We start from the raw sequence: 13,258 nt of genomic DNA on the forward strand, positions 1-13,258 counted from the left end.
CGCCTCAACCCCCGAAGCGCGACGCGCCGAGCGTGACCTGGTGACCGACGAGGCCGATCTCGACGCCGTCCGGTTCGGCGCGCGCCGATTCGAAACCGACGCCCTCCGGGAGGTCGACCCGCCAGACGTTTCCTGCCCGTTCGACACCAGGGACCGTCAGGGAGAGTTCCGTGCCCTGGGCGAGGAGCGTTCCCGTGGTGTTCAGCGCCGTCCCACCGACCGTGCCCGAGACCTTGACGCGTGCCGCCTGGCCGTTCGATCCCGGCGCCCGGGAGACCTGCAACGGGCCGGCGTTGCCCGCGAGCCGGGTCAGCGCCTCGGACAGCTCCTTGTACGAGAGGGTCAGGGTGCCGGTGGCCAGGTTCGCTTCGGCGCTGCGCGCCGTCAGCGATGTCACCGTCACACCACGCAGGTCCAGATGGAGACGGTCGATGTGCAGATAGCCGCCCTGGGCGTTGGTCGTGGTGTCGACGAGGAACCGGCTCGCGGTCAGCGCCACATGACCGAACTCCTGGTCGGCAGCCTGGGTCAGGAAGGGAAAGCCCTCGATCGTCACGTCCAGACGGCCGTCGGTGGTGTTGGCGTAGCCGTACTTCTCCTTGGCGAGCTGTGTGGCTTCCTTGTCGGCGTAGTGCACGGCTGCGCGGTCGGCGGCCGTGAAGAGTGCGGCGAGCACCACGACCGTGATCAGCAGAACCTTCACCCATCGACGTCTCACGCCGATCCCCCCATGTGCGGTGAGTCCAGTACAGGGCGCTCACATGGAGGCCGGGGGAGACTCTAGGAGGCCGTTGGACATGAACGGACGTGCGGTTGTTCAAAGCAGCGTCAAGGTGTCCGGCAGGGGGCGCCCGGCCGGGGTGGCCGGGCGCCCACGAGGTGTCAGACGGCGTCGAGTTCGGCCGACTCCTCGGCGGAGAGCACCAGGTCCACAGCGGCGGCGGAGTCCCGGATCGTCTCCGGGCGGCTGGCACCGGGGATCGGCACGACCACCGGTGACTTGGCGAGCATCCAGGCCAGGCACACGCGCTGCGGGCTGACGCCGTGGGCCGCGGCGATCCGGGCGAAGGGGGCGTACGCCGAACCGAGACCGCCGGCCCGGGAGATGCCGCCGAGCGGACTCCAGGGCAGGAACGCGATGCCCAGTTCGTCGCACAGCCGCAGTTCCGGTTCGCTGGAGCGGAAGGCCGGGGAGAACTGGTTCTGCACGGAGACCAGACGGCCGCCGAGGATCTCGTTCGCCTGCCGGATCTGCTCCGGGTCGGCGTTGGAGATGCCGGCCATACGGATCTTGCCCTCGTCCAGCAGATCCCGGACCGCGCCGACCGACTCCGCGTACGGGACCCTGGGGTCGGGGCGGTGGAACTGGTACAGCCCGATGGCCTCGACGCCCAGGCGGCGCAGCGAGGCCTCGCACGCCTCCTTGATGTGTGCGGGGGAGCCGTCCAGGGTCCAACTGCCGTCCCCGGGACGCAGATGCCCGCCCTTGGTGGCGACCAGGACGTCCGGGCCGCGCTCGTGGGAGGCGAGCGCCTTGGCGATGAGCGTTTCGTTGTGGCCGACCTCGTCGGCGTCCCGGTGGTAGGCGTCCGCCGTGTCGATCAGTGTGAGGCCCGTGTCGAGCGCGGCGTGGATGGTGGCGAGGGAACGGGCCTCGTCCGGCCGTCCCTCGATCGACATGGGCATCCCGCCCAGACCGATCGCGCTGACCTCCACGTCACCGATGCGTCGAGTCTGCATGTGCTCGTGACCTCTTTCGGGTGTCGCGAAGTAAGGGTGCGCGCTCCAGCCTTGCTCGCCGACGCTCCGAGGTCCAATAGAGGAATACGAACGCATTCAGCACCTGGGCATCTGAATCGTGGTTCCGCCGCTGATAAAATGGGCTCACGCTTCGACACCGCCGGGGCCCGTACCAAGGGGTACGGGCCCCGGGGCGTTCCAGGCGTCAGACCAGGAAGGTTCCTCATGAACGCCAAACCGTCGGGCCCCGGACACTCCCGTGCAGGCAAGCCCCAGCAGGCTGCGCTGTCGCAGGGCGAGATCTCCGCCCCGAAGACGGTGTCCCCGGGTCTTCCTCCGGCCGCTTCCTTCGACGCGCTCGGACTGCCGCCCGAGCTCATGGAGACGTTGACGGGCCTCGGGGTCACGGAGCCCTTCCCGATCCAGGCGGCGACGCTGCCCAACGCGCTGGCCGGCCGAGATGTCCTGGGCCGCGCGCGAACCGGCTCCGGCAAGACGCTCGCCTTCGGGCTCGCGCTGCTCGTCCGTACGGCGGGCCGGCGCGCGGAGTCCAAGCGGCCGCTCGCGCTGGTGCTGGTGCCGACCCGGGAACTCGCGCAGCAGGTGGGCGACGCGCTGGCACCGTACGCGCGGGCACTGAACGTGCGGCTGGCGACGGTCGTCGGCGGGCTGTCGATCAACCGGCAGCAGGCGGAGCTGCGGGCCGGCGCCGAGGTGGTCATCGCGACTCCGGGGCGGCTGACCGACCTGGTGTCGCGGCGGGACTGCGTCCTGAACCACGTGCGGATCACCGTGCTGGACGAGGCGGATCAGATGTGTGACCTGGGGTTCCTGCCCCAGGTGTCGGACATCATGGACCAGCTCCCCTCCGACGGACAGCGGCTGCTGTTCTCGGCGACGCTCGACCGCAACGTCGACCAGCTGGTACGCGACCACCTGCACGACCCGGTGCTCGCCACGGTCGACCGGGCGGCGGGCTCGGTGACCACGATGGAACACCACGTCCTGAACATCCACGCCGCCGACAAGTACGCGACCGCGACCGAGATCGCGGCACGGGACGGCCGGGTGCTGATGTTCCTCGACACCAAGACCGGCGTGGACCAGTTCACCCGGCACCTGCGGGCCAGCGGGGTGCGGGCGGGCGCCCTGCACAGCGGGAAGTCGCAGCCGCAGCGCACGCACACGCTCGGCCAGTTCAAGGACGGTGAGATCACCGTGCTGGTGGCCACCAACGTCGCCGCGCGGGGCATTCACATCGACGCCCTCGACCTCGTCGTCAACGTCGACCCGCCGGCCGACGCCAAGGACTACCTGCACCGCGGCGGGCGTACGGCGCGCGCGGGGGAGTCCGGGAAGGTCGTCACCCTGGTCACCCCCAACCAGCGGCGCGACGTGAACCGGATGATGTCCGACGCCGGGATCCGCCCGACGGTCGCACAGGTGCACTCCGGCGAGGAGAAGCTGACCGCCATCACCGGCGCGAAGCGCCCGCCGACCGAGACGAAGACCGCCACCGGCAACGCGCCCTTCCGCGGCATCGGCACCCGCCCGGGCCGCCCCGCCAAGGAGTCCCGCAAGACCGCCGAGGCCCGCAAGACCGCGGAGGCCCGAGCGGCGGCGCGGGTCCGCAAGGGCCGCTGACACCGAGGCGCGAGAGAGGCAACCCACTCCCCGGCTCTCCGGCGGACCGGCCCCTGCGGGTGCGACCGCTCGGGGCTACGGCTTACGGCCGAGCCCGCCGTGTTCGCCGATGACCTGGGGCGCGGGGGCCGCGGGATCCGGGCGCCAGAGCGGGACCGAGACGACGCCCGGGGCCAGTAGTTCCAGGCCGTCGAAGTAGGACGTGATCTCCTCGACGGTGCGCAGGTTGTAGGGGACGGCGCCGCTTTCGTTGTACGCGGCCTGGGCCCGCTCGAAGACGGGGTCGATGCCTGCCGAGCCGTCGTTCACGGAGAGGTGGCTGCCGGACGGCAGTGCGTCCATCAGTGCGGTGACGGTTCTGCGGGCCTGCTCGTGCGTGGCCACGTGGCCGAGGATGTTGCTGAGGATCAGCGCGGTCGGCCGGGACAGGTCGAGCGTCTGCGCGGCGGCGTCCAGGATGCGGTCGGTGTCCAGCAGGTCGGCGTCGATGTACGCGGTCGCTCCCTCCGGTGTGGAGTGGAGCAGGGTTCGCGCATGGGCGAGGACCGTCGGGTCCTTGTCGACGTAGACGATCCGGGCGGTGGGGGCGATGCGTTGGGCGACCTGGTGGGTGTTGTCGGCGCTCGGCAGCCCGGTGCCGATGTCCAGGAACTGGCGTATGCCCGCCTCGGCGACCAGGTAGGTGATGTTGCGGGCCAGGAAGGCGCGGCTGCTGCGGGCGATGGTGACGATGCCGGGGAAGACGTCCGTGTAGGCGTCACCGGCCGCTTTGTCGACGGGGTGGTTGTCCTTCCCGCCCAGCCAGTAGTTCCAGATGCGCGCCGAGTGCGGCACCGACGTGTCGATCCTGTGGTGTTCCGTCGGCCCGGGCTTTGCGGGGTTCTCGGTCATGGGCGGCGTTCCGTCCTTCGGCAGGGGGCGAGGAGGGTTCGATCGTGGTGCCGACCGCTCGTCAGAGGGCGAACGCCTCGGTCAGGCGCACGTGGTAACCGTCCTCCTCCATCAGGACGACGGTGACCCCGAAGGGGGAGGGGTGGTCGATGTCGAGCGGGATGAAGGAGTAGTCGACAGCGGCCCGGACCGGGGGCAGGAGTTCGCCGTCGGGCTGGGGTTCGGGCGCGGGGAGCCACTGCGGTTCGACCGTGCCCTGGCCCTCGGGGGCCTGCTCGGTGTAGGGGAAGCGGTGCAGGGTGTGGCCGTCCTTGGTGGCGTGCACCAGGTTCAGACACGGCGCCGGGTCGGTGACCGGCAACTCGCAGGCGGCGGCGACGTCCTGGGTCTCCCAGGCGAGGACGACCTCGTCGGCGCCGGACGCCGCGGCGATGTTCGACAGCTGGGCGATGCCCGTGAGCGCGTCCTTGCCGGTCTCGACGGGACGCAGCCAGATCAGGCCGACGAGTTCACCGCGGACCAGCGGCATGATGACCGGGCGGGGCACGGTCCCCTCGCCCAGGCCCGCGGTGTACGCGTTCTTCATCGAGGCGGCCAGTGCGTCCCAGGTCTGCGTGTCCACGAACTTCCTCTCACCAACAGCACGTTCACGAATCAGGAGACCCTGTCATGGCAGCCGCGCCGACGCCACCTCGATCGAACGGGACCAGTGGCAGCAGCGGCCGGTCCGGGACGGCCCGCGGAATCCGCTCCAGGACACCGCCCGCGAACACGTCGTACAACGGCAGCGTCTCCAGGTGCACATATCCGATGTGGCAGTCGCACACCTCCGACGGGCAGGCCCGCGGGCGCAGCGCGGCACGGTAGGAGCCGTCGTACAGATTTCCCAGCTCCGCGCGGACGAAATGACAGCGGCGCACCGTGCCCTCACCGTCCACCGAGAGCACCGACTCACCGGTGCGGCACGGCAGACCCGCCGAGCGGTGCGGGTGGCGGCTGAGCGGGAAGAGCGGGTCGAGCTCGGTCCACCGGTCGGCCTGTTCGTCCGTGTAGGTGTGCCCTTCGGCGGCGTTCACCCACAGATACACGTGCTCCGGCAGCTCGGCGCGCAGCCGTCGCGCGTGCTCCAGATGGTCCGGTACGCCGACGACGCCCACACTGAAACGGACCCCGAGGGCGGACAGCTCGTACGTCTTGGCAAGGAACCGTTCGTAGGGCGTCTGGCCGGGGTGGAAGGTGCACCACAGGGCGACGGTGTCGCGGTCCGCGTCCGCGAGCCAGTCGGTGCGGCAGCTCAGGTTGGTCTGGATCGCGACCCGGCGTACATGTGGCTGGTGTGAGAGTTCGACGAGCGCGCGCCGGTACCAGGAGCGGACCAGTCCCTCGCCCCACGGGGTGAACAGCAGCGACAGCCCGTCCTCCCGCTGCTCGCACGCCCATGCCGTGAAGCGCTCCAGTGCCGCACGGTCGGCGCGCAGCTGCGCCGTGGTGTCGCGGCGCTTCGCGAACGGGCAGTACGGGCAGTCGTAGTCGCAGGAGGAGAGCGGCCCGCGGTACAGCAGTGTCAGATCCACCGGGCGCCTCTCACTTCGTCTCGTAGGCGGCCATGGCGTCGCGCACGGCCGGTGAGAAGAAGTCGGGGCCGATGGCGTCCGAGTGGGCCAGGCCCTCGGCGGACAGGCGCAGCCGGTCCGCCCGGTCGCCGTCGAGCCAGCCACGGGCCGCGAGGGTGTCCAGCTCGGCGGGAAAGTCGTCGTACGGGTCCGAAGCGAACCGCAGTCGGTACTCCGCGACGGGCAGGCCCTCGGCCTGGAGCAGCGACTGCAGCAGATGCCGGCGCCGTGCCTCGTCCTCGTCGACCCAGCGGCCGTGCAGCACGCGGGAGAAGTCCTCGGTGGCGGTGTAGTCGTCGATGATGCCGCGTATCTCCCGCATCGACACGGCGTAGTCGAAGGAGTAGTGCAGCCGGGAGGTGTACGAGCGGGCACCGCAGCCCAGGCCGATCATGCCGTCGGTCTGGCAGGCGTAGTCGTCAGGACCCTGCGGCGGCGCGTCCGAGCGCCGGAACATACGCATCGACACCTGCTCGTACCCGTGGGAGAGGAGGTGGTCGCGGCCCTCCCGGTAGCGGCGCAGGCGTTGTTCGTCCCATTCCCGGTCGGCTGCCAGTGGGTCGGTGTGGCGGCCGAGGCCGGTGAGCGGGCGGATGTAGAGGGGGTAGAGATAGATCTCCTCGGGGCGCCAGGCGAGGGCGGCGTCCAGGGAGTGGCGCCAACTGGCCGCTGTCTGACCGTCGATGCCGTAGATCAGGTCGATGTTGAGGACGGGCACGCCGGCCTCACGGATACGGGTCAGTGCCGCCTCGACGTCGGACCTGTGCTGTGGGCGTGCGGCGGCCCGTGCCTCCTCCTCGACGAAGCTCTGCACACCGAGGCTGAGGCGGGTGGCGCCCCGCTCGACCAGCACGGCCAGCCGGTCGGCAGTGGCCGTGGACGGCGACGCCTCCACGGAGAGCGGGACGGCCCGCAGGTCCACGCCCGTCTCACGCTCGGCGATGTCGCACAGGCGCTCCAGCTCCGCCGCCTCCAGAAAGGTCGGAGTGCCGCCGCCGAACGCCGCGTTGGCGAACCGCGGGGCCTGCGTGTCGCCCAGCGCCTCACGGACAGCGGCTGCCTGGCGCTCCAGGGCGTCCAGGTAGCGGCCCGTCAGACCGTCCGGCGCGCCGATACGGGTGAACAGGTTGCAGAAACCGCAGCGGACCTCGCAGAACGGGATGTGCAGGTACAGGGACAGGGCCTGGCGGGACTCGCCGGCCCACAGGTCCGCGAGCCGGGGCCCGGGCGTCAGCGGCCGGTAGGCGGTCTTGTGCGGGTACGCGTACGTATAGCTCTGGTACGGCCGCGGCGGGCGGACGGAGGTGTCCGCCGAGTTGTCGGCCGGTGTGACGGTCGTGCTCATACGGACGGCTCCAGGAAGAAGTGGCCGTAGGGCACGGTCCACACGGATTCGTGACCGAGGCGGTGACCGGTGTAGCCGTCGTCCCCGTAGGCGGTGCCGTGGTCGGAGCAGACGATGGCGAAGCAGCGGCGGCGCGAACTCATCGCCGCGAACAGCCGACCGACATGACGGTCGACGTACTCCAGCGCGGCGGCATGGGTGAGCCGGCTGTCGCCCGCCTCGCGGGTCGCACCGGGGAGGTGGAACCAGTTCGGCTGGTGCAGCGCGGAGGCGTTCAGGAAGAGGAACAGCCGCTGTTCGGGCGGCAGTTCGGACACCGTCTGCTCGGCGCGCGCCACCTGCGCCTCGAAGGAGGTGGGGGAGGCCACCGAGAACTCCGGCTCCCAGTGGCTCTCCTGGAAGAACCCGGGCAGTACGTCGCCCAGGGCGCCCTGCTTGTTGAAGAAGCCGACGCCGCCGACGCACACCGTGCGGTAGCCGTGCGCGGCCAGGCCGGACACCAGGTCCGGGGTGTCGAAGACGTACGTGCCCTCGGCTGTCGTCTCGCTGCCCGCGAACCGGGCCGCGAACAGGCGCCGATGCGGCCCCGGAGACGCCGGTGTGGGCAGGAAGCCCGCGAACATCGCCTGGTGGGAGGCGTAGGTGAAACTCCCGGGCGCGTGACGCTTCTCCCAGGTGCCGCCCGGCAGGTGCGCGGTCAGGTTGGGCAGCCGTCCGGCGGCGGCGAGTTCGACGGCCACGTCGTGGCGCAGGGTGTCCAGGGTGAGCAGCAGCAGGTCGTCGCGGCCCACCACCTGGTTCATGTCCGGCCCGGCGGCCGGGGCGGGAAGGGGCTCAGACGGCGGCATGTGTGGTCCTCGGCAGTTCGTACGGTCGTACCGGCGGCGCGGATGCGGCGGGCAGCCCCGGTGCCCCGGGCAGGTGGCCGGCGGCGAAGGGTACGGCCGCCGCCACCTGAGCGGCGTAGGTGTCCAGGCCCTCCGCCCCGCTGCCGGGGAGGCCGGTGAGGCGGGGGAGCAGGTCACCGAACGCGTTGACCTCGCCGACGGCGAAGCGACGCCAGCCGACGGCCGGCAGCAGGTCGACACCGACGCACAGGGTGCCGGGGAAGCAGGCCGCGGCCCGTTCACTCGTTTCGAGGGCGGAGGCCCACCGGTCACCGGCCAGCACCCGTACGGCCGCCAGGTCGCCGCGCGTACCGCCCAGATGCAGATTCGTCAGCGGGGAACGGCTGGTGCGGACCACGGCGTGGGTGGCCCGGCCGCCCACGACCACGATGCGCAGATCCGCCGACCGGCCGCCGAGCGACGCCTTGGGCAGCCACCGTTCGATGTGCAGTCCGTCCGGGGCGATCGTGTCGACGATCGCGGCGATCTCCCGCTCCTCGGTGTAGCGGCGCACCCGCAGCGAGTTGTGGAGCCGGCCGTCCTCGGTCCGCTCCACGGACGTGGTCGCGCGGATGCGCCCCGAAGCGGTCGTCTCGATCGCCAGGACACCGGAGGCGGAGGAACCGTGCGCGAGCTTGACGAAGACACGCCGCAGTCCCGCCTCCTCCATGAGGCCCCGTACGTCCGCCCAGTCCCGCACCGGCGCCACGCCCCCGGAGGTAGGGGACGGCGGTACCGGGACGCCCGCCCGGAAGAGCCGGTCGTGACACAGCCGTTTGTCGAACATCACGGCCAGGTCCACCGGGTCGTCGAGCCGTCGCCCACCGCGCAACGAGGCCACGCACTCCAGGAACCGCCCGTACCAGCGCGCGGACCCCTCCACCCGCGTCGGATCGTCCACACCGCGCAGCAGGGCGTCCACCTCGGGGTTCTCCCCGGGAGAGTCGAGGCGGACGAACTCGTCGTCGGCGAAGTCGTGGCCGCCCTCGCGCAGCACGTCCCGCCACTCGACCACGCGAGGCGTGCCGTGACCGGCGGCCTCGGTGGCCGCGGCGAACAGACTCACCCGACGGTTGTCCCCGTTGGCGACCACCACCCACCTCGGCGAGGCGCTCCCCACCTCCGTGTACCGCATGCCGCTCCCCATCCCCCCACCTGCCTTGGTTCCCTGGTCCGGACGCCGGTGTGCTACTCGCCCACCGAGACGAAACGCCAGACCTCGCCGTCGTCGTCCTCGTCGGAGTCGGCGTCCTCGGGATCGGCGTCGACCTCCACACCGGCGGGCTCCAGCGTCTGGAGCAACCGCGTCCGCAGCGCCTCACTGAGGTAGTTGTGGTGCAGGTCGAGCTTCTTCAGATGTGTCAACGGCTGACCGGTCAGCAGTGCCGTGGCGCCGTCGTCGGTGAGCACGCCCATCGAGACGTCGAGCACCTCGAGACGCGCCACCACCGGCGCGGACGCGAGCGCCGTACAGATGGCGTCCTGGATCTCGCTGTTGCGCAGGGCGAGCCGCCTGAGGTTCGGCAGTCTGGTGCCCGCGAAGAAGGGCTCCAGGTCGGCCACGTCGGCATCACCGCCGTACTCGGACGTGCCCAGCCACAGGTCGAGTTCGACGAGGGCGGGCAGATCGCTGCCCGCGATGCCGCGCACCACCTCGACGGGCATGCCGCCGGTCTCCACGGTCAGCCTGCGCAGCCGCTCGTGGCGGACGGCGGGGAAGACCAGCTCGTTGCCCCCGCGGACTCCGAACTCCTCCAGGTCGGGAAAGGCGGCCAGGAGGGGAGCGACATCGCCCTGGTTGATCCAGGAGATCTCGCACTCCTCCGACAGGATGTCGGCCAGGAACAGCCCGCGCAGGGCGGGCAGTCGGTCGCGGGCCGCCACCAGTGCCCCGATCACGCCGTCGGGGGCGTTGTCGTACGCGTCGCTCCACGCGCCGACGATCAGCGCGCGGACCCGCTCGGTGTCGACGGCGTCAAGGAAGCGGGCGAAGGCCTCCTCCCACTGCTCCTTGGCGTCGTAGGAGTCCACCGCGATGCGCCAGGCGACGGACTCGGGCGACGGAAGGGCGGACATGTCCGCCGATGTGTCACCGGCGTCGGGAAAGGTGAAGGCCGGGAGGCCGTGGAGTTCCCCGAGGTGGCTGCCGAGTGTCATGCGTGCCTGCTCCCTGATGCCGAGACCGGTGGATCGGCTGTGATGGTGCTCGTCCTGGCGCGCGCCGATCGCGTCCAGGTAGAGGAGTTCTACCAAGCCCCACTGACAACGCCGCGAACAGGGGCCTCCTACTCGGCCCAACGGCCCTTCCGCGAGCCCCACCTGACCACCCGCCACGCCATCGGCGAAGGTGGTCCGGCCCGGCAGCCAGGTCCGATTGTCAGTGCCCGCCCCTACGGTCGTTCCATGGCACACGCCGTGCCGTAGCGGGAGGGAGACCCATGTACCGGCAAGGTGACGTTCTGATCGTGGCGCTGGCCGAGGGGGCGGTGCCGGAGTACGCGGTCGACGCGGCGTCCGAACCGCGTGACGGCCGCGGCAGGCTCGTCCTGGCCCTCGGTGAGGTCACCGGGCACGCCCACGCGGTGGCCGGTCCGGGACGGCTGATCCGGGAGGCCGGCGTGTTCGGGCCGATGCTGCTGCACGTGCCCGAGGGCGCGCGTGTCGTGCACGAGGAGCACGCGGCGATATCGCTCCCCAAGGGCTGGTACCGGGTGATCCGGCAGCGGGAGTACATCCCGGGTTCGGTGCGCGTCGTCGCCGACTGACAGCACCCGGGCACGCGGGGAAGCGAAGGGCCGGGCGGCACGGGGATGTGGTCCGGCACAGCACTGGGAGAGGAACGGCGTTGAAGGATCAGGGCAGTTGGCGGGCGGCGGCAGCGGCGACGGGGCCGGGGGACCGGGCGGCGGCCGAGGCAGGTGTCCGACTCGCCTACCGGCGCGCAGGCCTGCCGGAACCCGACCGCATCCTGTGGGCGCGCTCGCCCCGTGAGGCGGTACGGATGCTCATGACGGCCACCCACCCGGACGGTTCGGCGCTGGGCCCCCTCGGCGCCGGTGTCCGCGACGCCGTGCTGGGCGCGCCCTGGGCCGCCGAACGGGCCCGGCTGCACGCGCGGTTGGGGCCGGAGCGGTGGAGTGGGCACTGGCGGTCCACGGGAGCGAGTCTGTGGGAGTCGACCCGTACTCTGGTCGACCGGGTGCGGGCGGGAATCGTCGAGGAACTCGCCACCGGCCGCCAGGAGGAGGCACGGGTCCGCCTGCTGCTTCTGGACGCCGCGCTGGGACAGCACGACGCGGCCTGGCTGTGCGCGTTCGAGGCCGGTGACGACAGCCCCCTGGCAGGCCTGGCCGCGGTGGCGCGCGAGGCGGGCTGGTGGTGGCCCTACGAGAAGACGGTGATCGTCAGCGAACGTCCCCTGACGCTGCACCGCGACGAAGCGGGCCGTCTGGACCGCGGAGACGGCCCGGCGCTCGGCTACGCGGACGGATTCGAGCTGTACGCCTGGCGCGGCATGCCCGTACCGAGGGACTTCCTGGACGAGCTGACCGCACTGACCCCGGAGCGGATCCGTGGCGAGGAGAACGCCGAACTCCGCCGGGTGATGCTGGAGTACTACGGCTACGACCGGTACCTGGACGAGTCGGGCGCGAAACCCGTCCACCGCGACGAGACGGGGGTGCTGTGGCGGGTCGAACTCGTCGGCGACGAGGACGTGGTCATGGTCGAGGTCGTCAACTCCACACCGGAGCCGGACGGTACGAGCCGCACCTACTGGCTGAGGGTGCCGCCGACGACCCGCACGGCCCGTGAGGGAGTGGCCTGGACGTTCGGAATCGGCGCGGACATGTACGAGCCGTTGCGGCAGACATGACCGGAAGGCCATGCCCGCCGACGGTGTCGGCCCGAGGGTCCCGGGCCTGTTCCAGCTTGTCGATCGGGGCGGCGACCAGTTCCTGGGTGCGCGGGTCGAAGGCGACGGATCGATTCTGACGGCCGGACCGTCGGCACCCGATCCCGCCGCTGATCGGCACCCGTGATGTCGGCCCCGGCGTCAGGAGACCTGTACCGGTGTGGTCTCCAGGAGGTCGGTGGCCATCCGGCGGGCGGGGGCCTCGGTCTGCTGCGCGATGCGGTGGAAGGTCTCCTGGGCCGAGCGGGCCGGCCAGTCGGGGGGCAGGTGGCCGGCGGGGAGCCGTGGGTCGGTGCGGATGGTGTCCAGCCATTCGCTGATCACGCGCAGTCGGACACCGAGCGGGTCGTCGGACCCGGTGCCGGGCCAGCCGGCCCAGCGCTTGTCGAAGTCGGCGTACCGGGCGCCGATGCTGCCCAGGTCCCAGGTGTCCCGGATCATCAGGCCGATGTCGGTGGCCTCGTCGGCCGAGGCATGGAAGATCTTGACGTGGGCGGCGAGGCCGAGCTCGGAGACGAGTGTGGAGACGTCGACGTCCCCGGGGGCGATCCACAGTCCGCTGTACAGGGCCCCGAAGCCCGACCAGGTGAGCCGGGAGCGCAGATCGTGCCGCTGGCGCTGCCAGGACTCGGGCAGTGAGAAGCCGAGCAGGGTCCAGGTGCCGTCCCACTCCTCGTTGACGGCCCCGGTCTGCCAGAGGCGTCGCTTGCCGTCGACGAGAATCTCTTCCGTTTGAGCGGTCAGACCGAAGTACATCCTGCGTCCCTGGCGCTGGCGCTGCAGCAGACCCCGGTTGACCATGCGGGTGAGGGTGGACCTGACGGCGTGTTCCCCGACTCCGGCACGGGCGAGTACATCGATGATGCTGCCCGAGTACACATGTCCGAGCTCCTCCTCCAGGACATAGCTGCCGAACAGGGCGAACATCAGCGACTGGGGGCGCGGCTGCGGTCCGTCGGGGGTTTCCGCCGCGGCCCGGGTGTTCTCGTCGTGCACGTCGGAAAGGGTACGGCCGTCCCGCCGGTCCCCGACGCCAGGGGGCACGGGCGAGGTCACGGGGACGTCGGGCCGACGGGGCCACGGATTCTCATGCGGGGGTGCACGGACGGAACTCCCTTTTCTGGTGTGCCTCGTCGGCGGTGGCCGCACTCGGCGAAGTTGTCGGGGCCTCTCTTGTCCTGAGTACTGACAGCGCGAACATAGGTGTGTACATTGCGGCCGTCAA

At 71.2% G+C, this 13,258-nt stretch carries 13 protein-coding genes; 3 read left to right on the plus strand and 10 right to left on the minus strand.

Features of this window, described 5'->3' with window-relative positions:
- Positions 1 to 4: 4 nt before the first annotated feature.
- Both OHN74_RS40915 and OHN74_RS40920 read right to left on the minus strand, forming a co-directional pair.
- Positions 5 to 718 (minus strand): LmeA family phospholipid-binding protein, encoded by a 714-nt coding sequence (locus tag OHN74_RS40915; protein WP_327699627.1) that lies wholly within the window; start codon positions 716 to 718, stop codon positions 5 to 7.
- 164 nt (positions 719 to 882) lie between these two features.
- A complete protein-coding gene (locus OHN74_RS40920) occupies positions 883 to 1,740 on the minus strand; it encodes an aldo/keto reductase (protein ID WP_327699628.1) in 858 nt (285 codons plus the stop codon).
- Positions 1,741 to 1,965: 225 nt separating this feature from the next.
- Here OHN74_RS40920 and OHN74_RS40925 point away from each other — a divergent pair, with 225 nt between their 5' ends.
- The gene (locus OHN74_RS40925) at positions 1,966 to 3,384 is read left to right on the plus strand and encodes a DEAD/DEAH box helicase (RefSeq protein WP_327699629.1); all 1,419 of its coding nucleotides are present in this window, start codon (positions 1,966 to 1,968) and stop codon (positions 3,382 to 3,384) included.
- A gap of 75 nt (positions 3,385 to 3,459) precedes the next feature.
- Here OHN74_RS40925 and OHN74_RS40930 read toward each other — a convergent pair whose 3' ends face one another.
- The 7 genes from OHN74_RS40930 to OHN74_RS40960 all read right to left on the minus strand — a co-directional run bounded on the left by OHN74_RS40930 (position 3,460) and on the right by OHN74_RS40960 (position 10,277).
- Complete coding sequence (locus tag OHN74_RS40930) at positions 3,460 to 4,275, minus strand: SAM-dependent methyltransferase (RefSeq protein ID WP_327699630.1); 816 nt, start codon at positions 4,273 to 4,275, stop codon at positions 3,460 to 3,462.
- A 61-nt stretch (positions 4,276 to 4,336) separates the two neighbouring features.
- Positions 4,337 to 4,897, minus strand: a complete 561-nt coding sequence (locus OHN74_RS40935; RefSeq protein WP_327699631.1) for a hypothetical protein — start codon at positions 4,895 to 4,897, stop codon at positions 4,337 to 4,339.
- Between the two features lie 25 nt (positions 4,898 to 4,922).
- Complete coding sequence (locus OHN74_RS40940) at positions 4,923 to 5,849, minus strand: STM4011 family radical SAM protein (protein WP_327699632.1); 927 nt, start codon at positions 5,847 to 5,849, stop codon at positions 4,923 to 4,925.
- A gap of 10 nt (positions 5,850 to 5,859) precedes the next feature.
- The gene (locus OHN74_RS40945) at positions 5,860 to 7,233 is read right to left on the minus strand and encodes an STM4012 family radical SAM protein (RefSeq protein WP_327699633.1); all 1,374 of its coding nucleotides are present in this window, start codon (positions 7,231 to 7,233) and stop codon (positions 5,860 to 5,862) included.
- On the minus strand, positions 7,230 to 8,036 hold the full coding sequence (locus OHN74_RS40950; protein WP_327700441.1) for an STM4013/SEN3800 family hydrolase: 807 nt from the start codon (positions 8,034 to 8,036) through the stop codon (positions 7,230 to 7,232). The genes OHN74_RS40945 and OHN74_RS40950 overlap by 4 nt, the downstream gene beginning before the upstream one ends.
- 31 nt (positions 8,037 to 8,067) lie before the next feature.
- On the minus strand, positions 8,068 to 9,255 hold the full coding sequence (locus tag OHN74_RS40955) for an STM4014 family protein (protein WP_327699634.1): 1,188 nt from the start codon (positions 9,253 to 9,255) through the stop codon (positions 8,068 to 8,070).
- A gap of 53 nt (positions 9,256 to 9,308) precedes the next feature.
- A complete protein-coding gene (locus OHN74_RS40960) occupies positions 9,309 to 10,277 on the minus strand; it encodes an STM4015 family protein (protein ID WP_327700442.1) in 969 nt (322 codons plus the stop codon).
- A 281-nt stretch (positions 10,278 to 10,558) separates the two neighbouring features.
- On the opposite strand from OHN74_RS40960, the gene OHN74_RS40965 reads away from it, so the two are divergent.
- Both OHN74_RS40965 and OHN74_RS40970 read left to right on the plus strand, forming a co-directional pair.
- Positions 10,559 to 10,885 carry a hypothetical protein gene (locus tag OHN74_RS40965; RefSeq protein ID WP_164312027.1) on the plus strand — a complete coding sequence of 109 codons (327 nt, stop codon included), beginning with the start codon at positions 10,559 to 10,561 and terminating at the stop codon, positions 10,883 to 10,885.
- Positions 10,886 to 10,965: 80 nt separating this feature from the next.
- A complete protein-coding gene (locus tag OHN74_RS40970; protein ID WP_327699635.1) occupies positions 10,966 to 11,994 on the plus strand; it encodes a DUF6745 domain-containing protein in 1,029 nt (342 codons plus the stop codon).
- Positions 11,995 to 12,174: 180 nt separating this feature from the next.
- Here OHN74_RS40970 and OHN74_RS40975 read toward each other — a convergent pair whose 3' ends face one another.
- Entirely contained in the window at positions 12,175 to 12,960 is a 786-nt protein-coding gene (locus tag OHN74_RS40975; protein ID WP_327700443.1) for a PaaX family transcriptional regulator, read from the minus strand.
- Between the last annotated feature and the right edge of the window lie 298 nt (positions 12,961 to 13,258).

Source organism: Streptomyces sp. NBC_00459 (assembly GCF_036013955.1).
Classification (GTDB): domain Bacteria; phylum Actinomycetota; class Actinomycetes; order Streptomycetales; family Streptomycetaceae; genus Streptomyces.

Excerpts from the sequence above, each read along its gene's own strand:
- OHN74_RS40930 (WP_327699630.1), bottom strand. The coding sequence starts at position 4,275 with ATGACCGAGAACCCCGCAAAGCCCGGGCCGACGGAACACCACAGGATC.
- OHN74_RS40950 (WP_327700441.1), bottom strand. The coding sequence starts at position 8,036 with ATGAACCAGGTGGTGGGCCGCGACGACCTGCTGCTGCTCACCCTGGAC.
- OHN74_RS40955 (WP_327699634.1), bottom strand. The coding sequence starts at position 9,255 with ATGCGGTACACGGAGGTGGGGAGCGCCTCGCCGAGGTGGGTGGTGGTC.
- OHN74_RS40965 (WP_164312027.1), top strand. The coding sequence starts at position 10,559 with ATGTACCGGCAAGGTGACGTTCTGATCGTGGCGCTGGCCGAGGGGGCG.
- OHN74_RS40925 (WP_327699629.1), top strand. The coding sequence starts at position 1,966 with ATGAACGCCAAACCGTCGGGCCCCGGACACTCCCGTGCAGGCAAGCCC.
- OHN74_RS40945 (WP_327699633.1), bottom strand. The coding sequence starts at position 7,233 with ATGAGCACGACCGTCACACCGGCCGACAACTCGGCGGACACCTCCGTC.
- OHN74_RS40920 (WP_327699628.1), bottom strand. The coding sequence starts at position 1,740 with ATGCAGACTCGACGCATCGGTGACGTGGAGGTCAGCGCGATCGGTCTG.
- OHN74_RS40975 (WP_327700443.1), bottom strand. The coding sequence starts at position 12,960 with ATGTTCGCCCTGTTCGGCAGCTATGTCCTGGAGGAGGAGCTCGGACAT.
- OHN74_RS40960 (WP_327700442.1), bottom strand. The coding sequence starts at position 10,277 with ATGACACTCGGCAGCCACCTCGGGGAACTCCACGGCCTCCCGGCCTTC.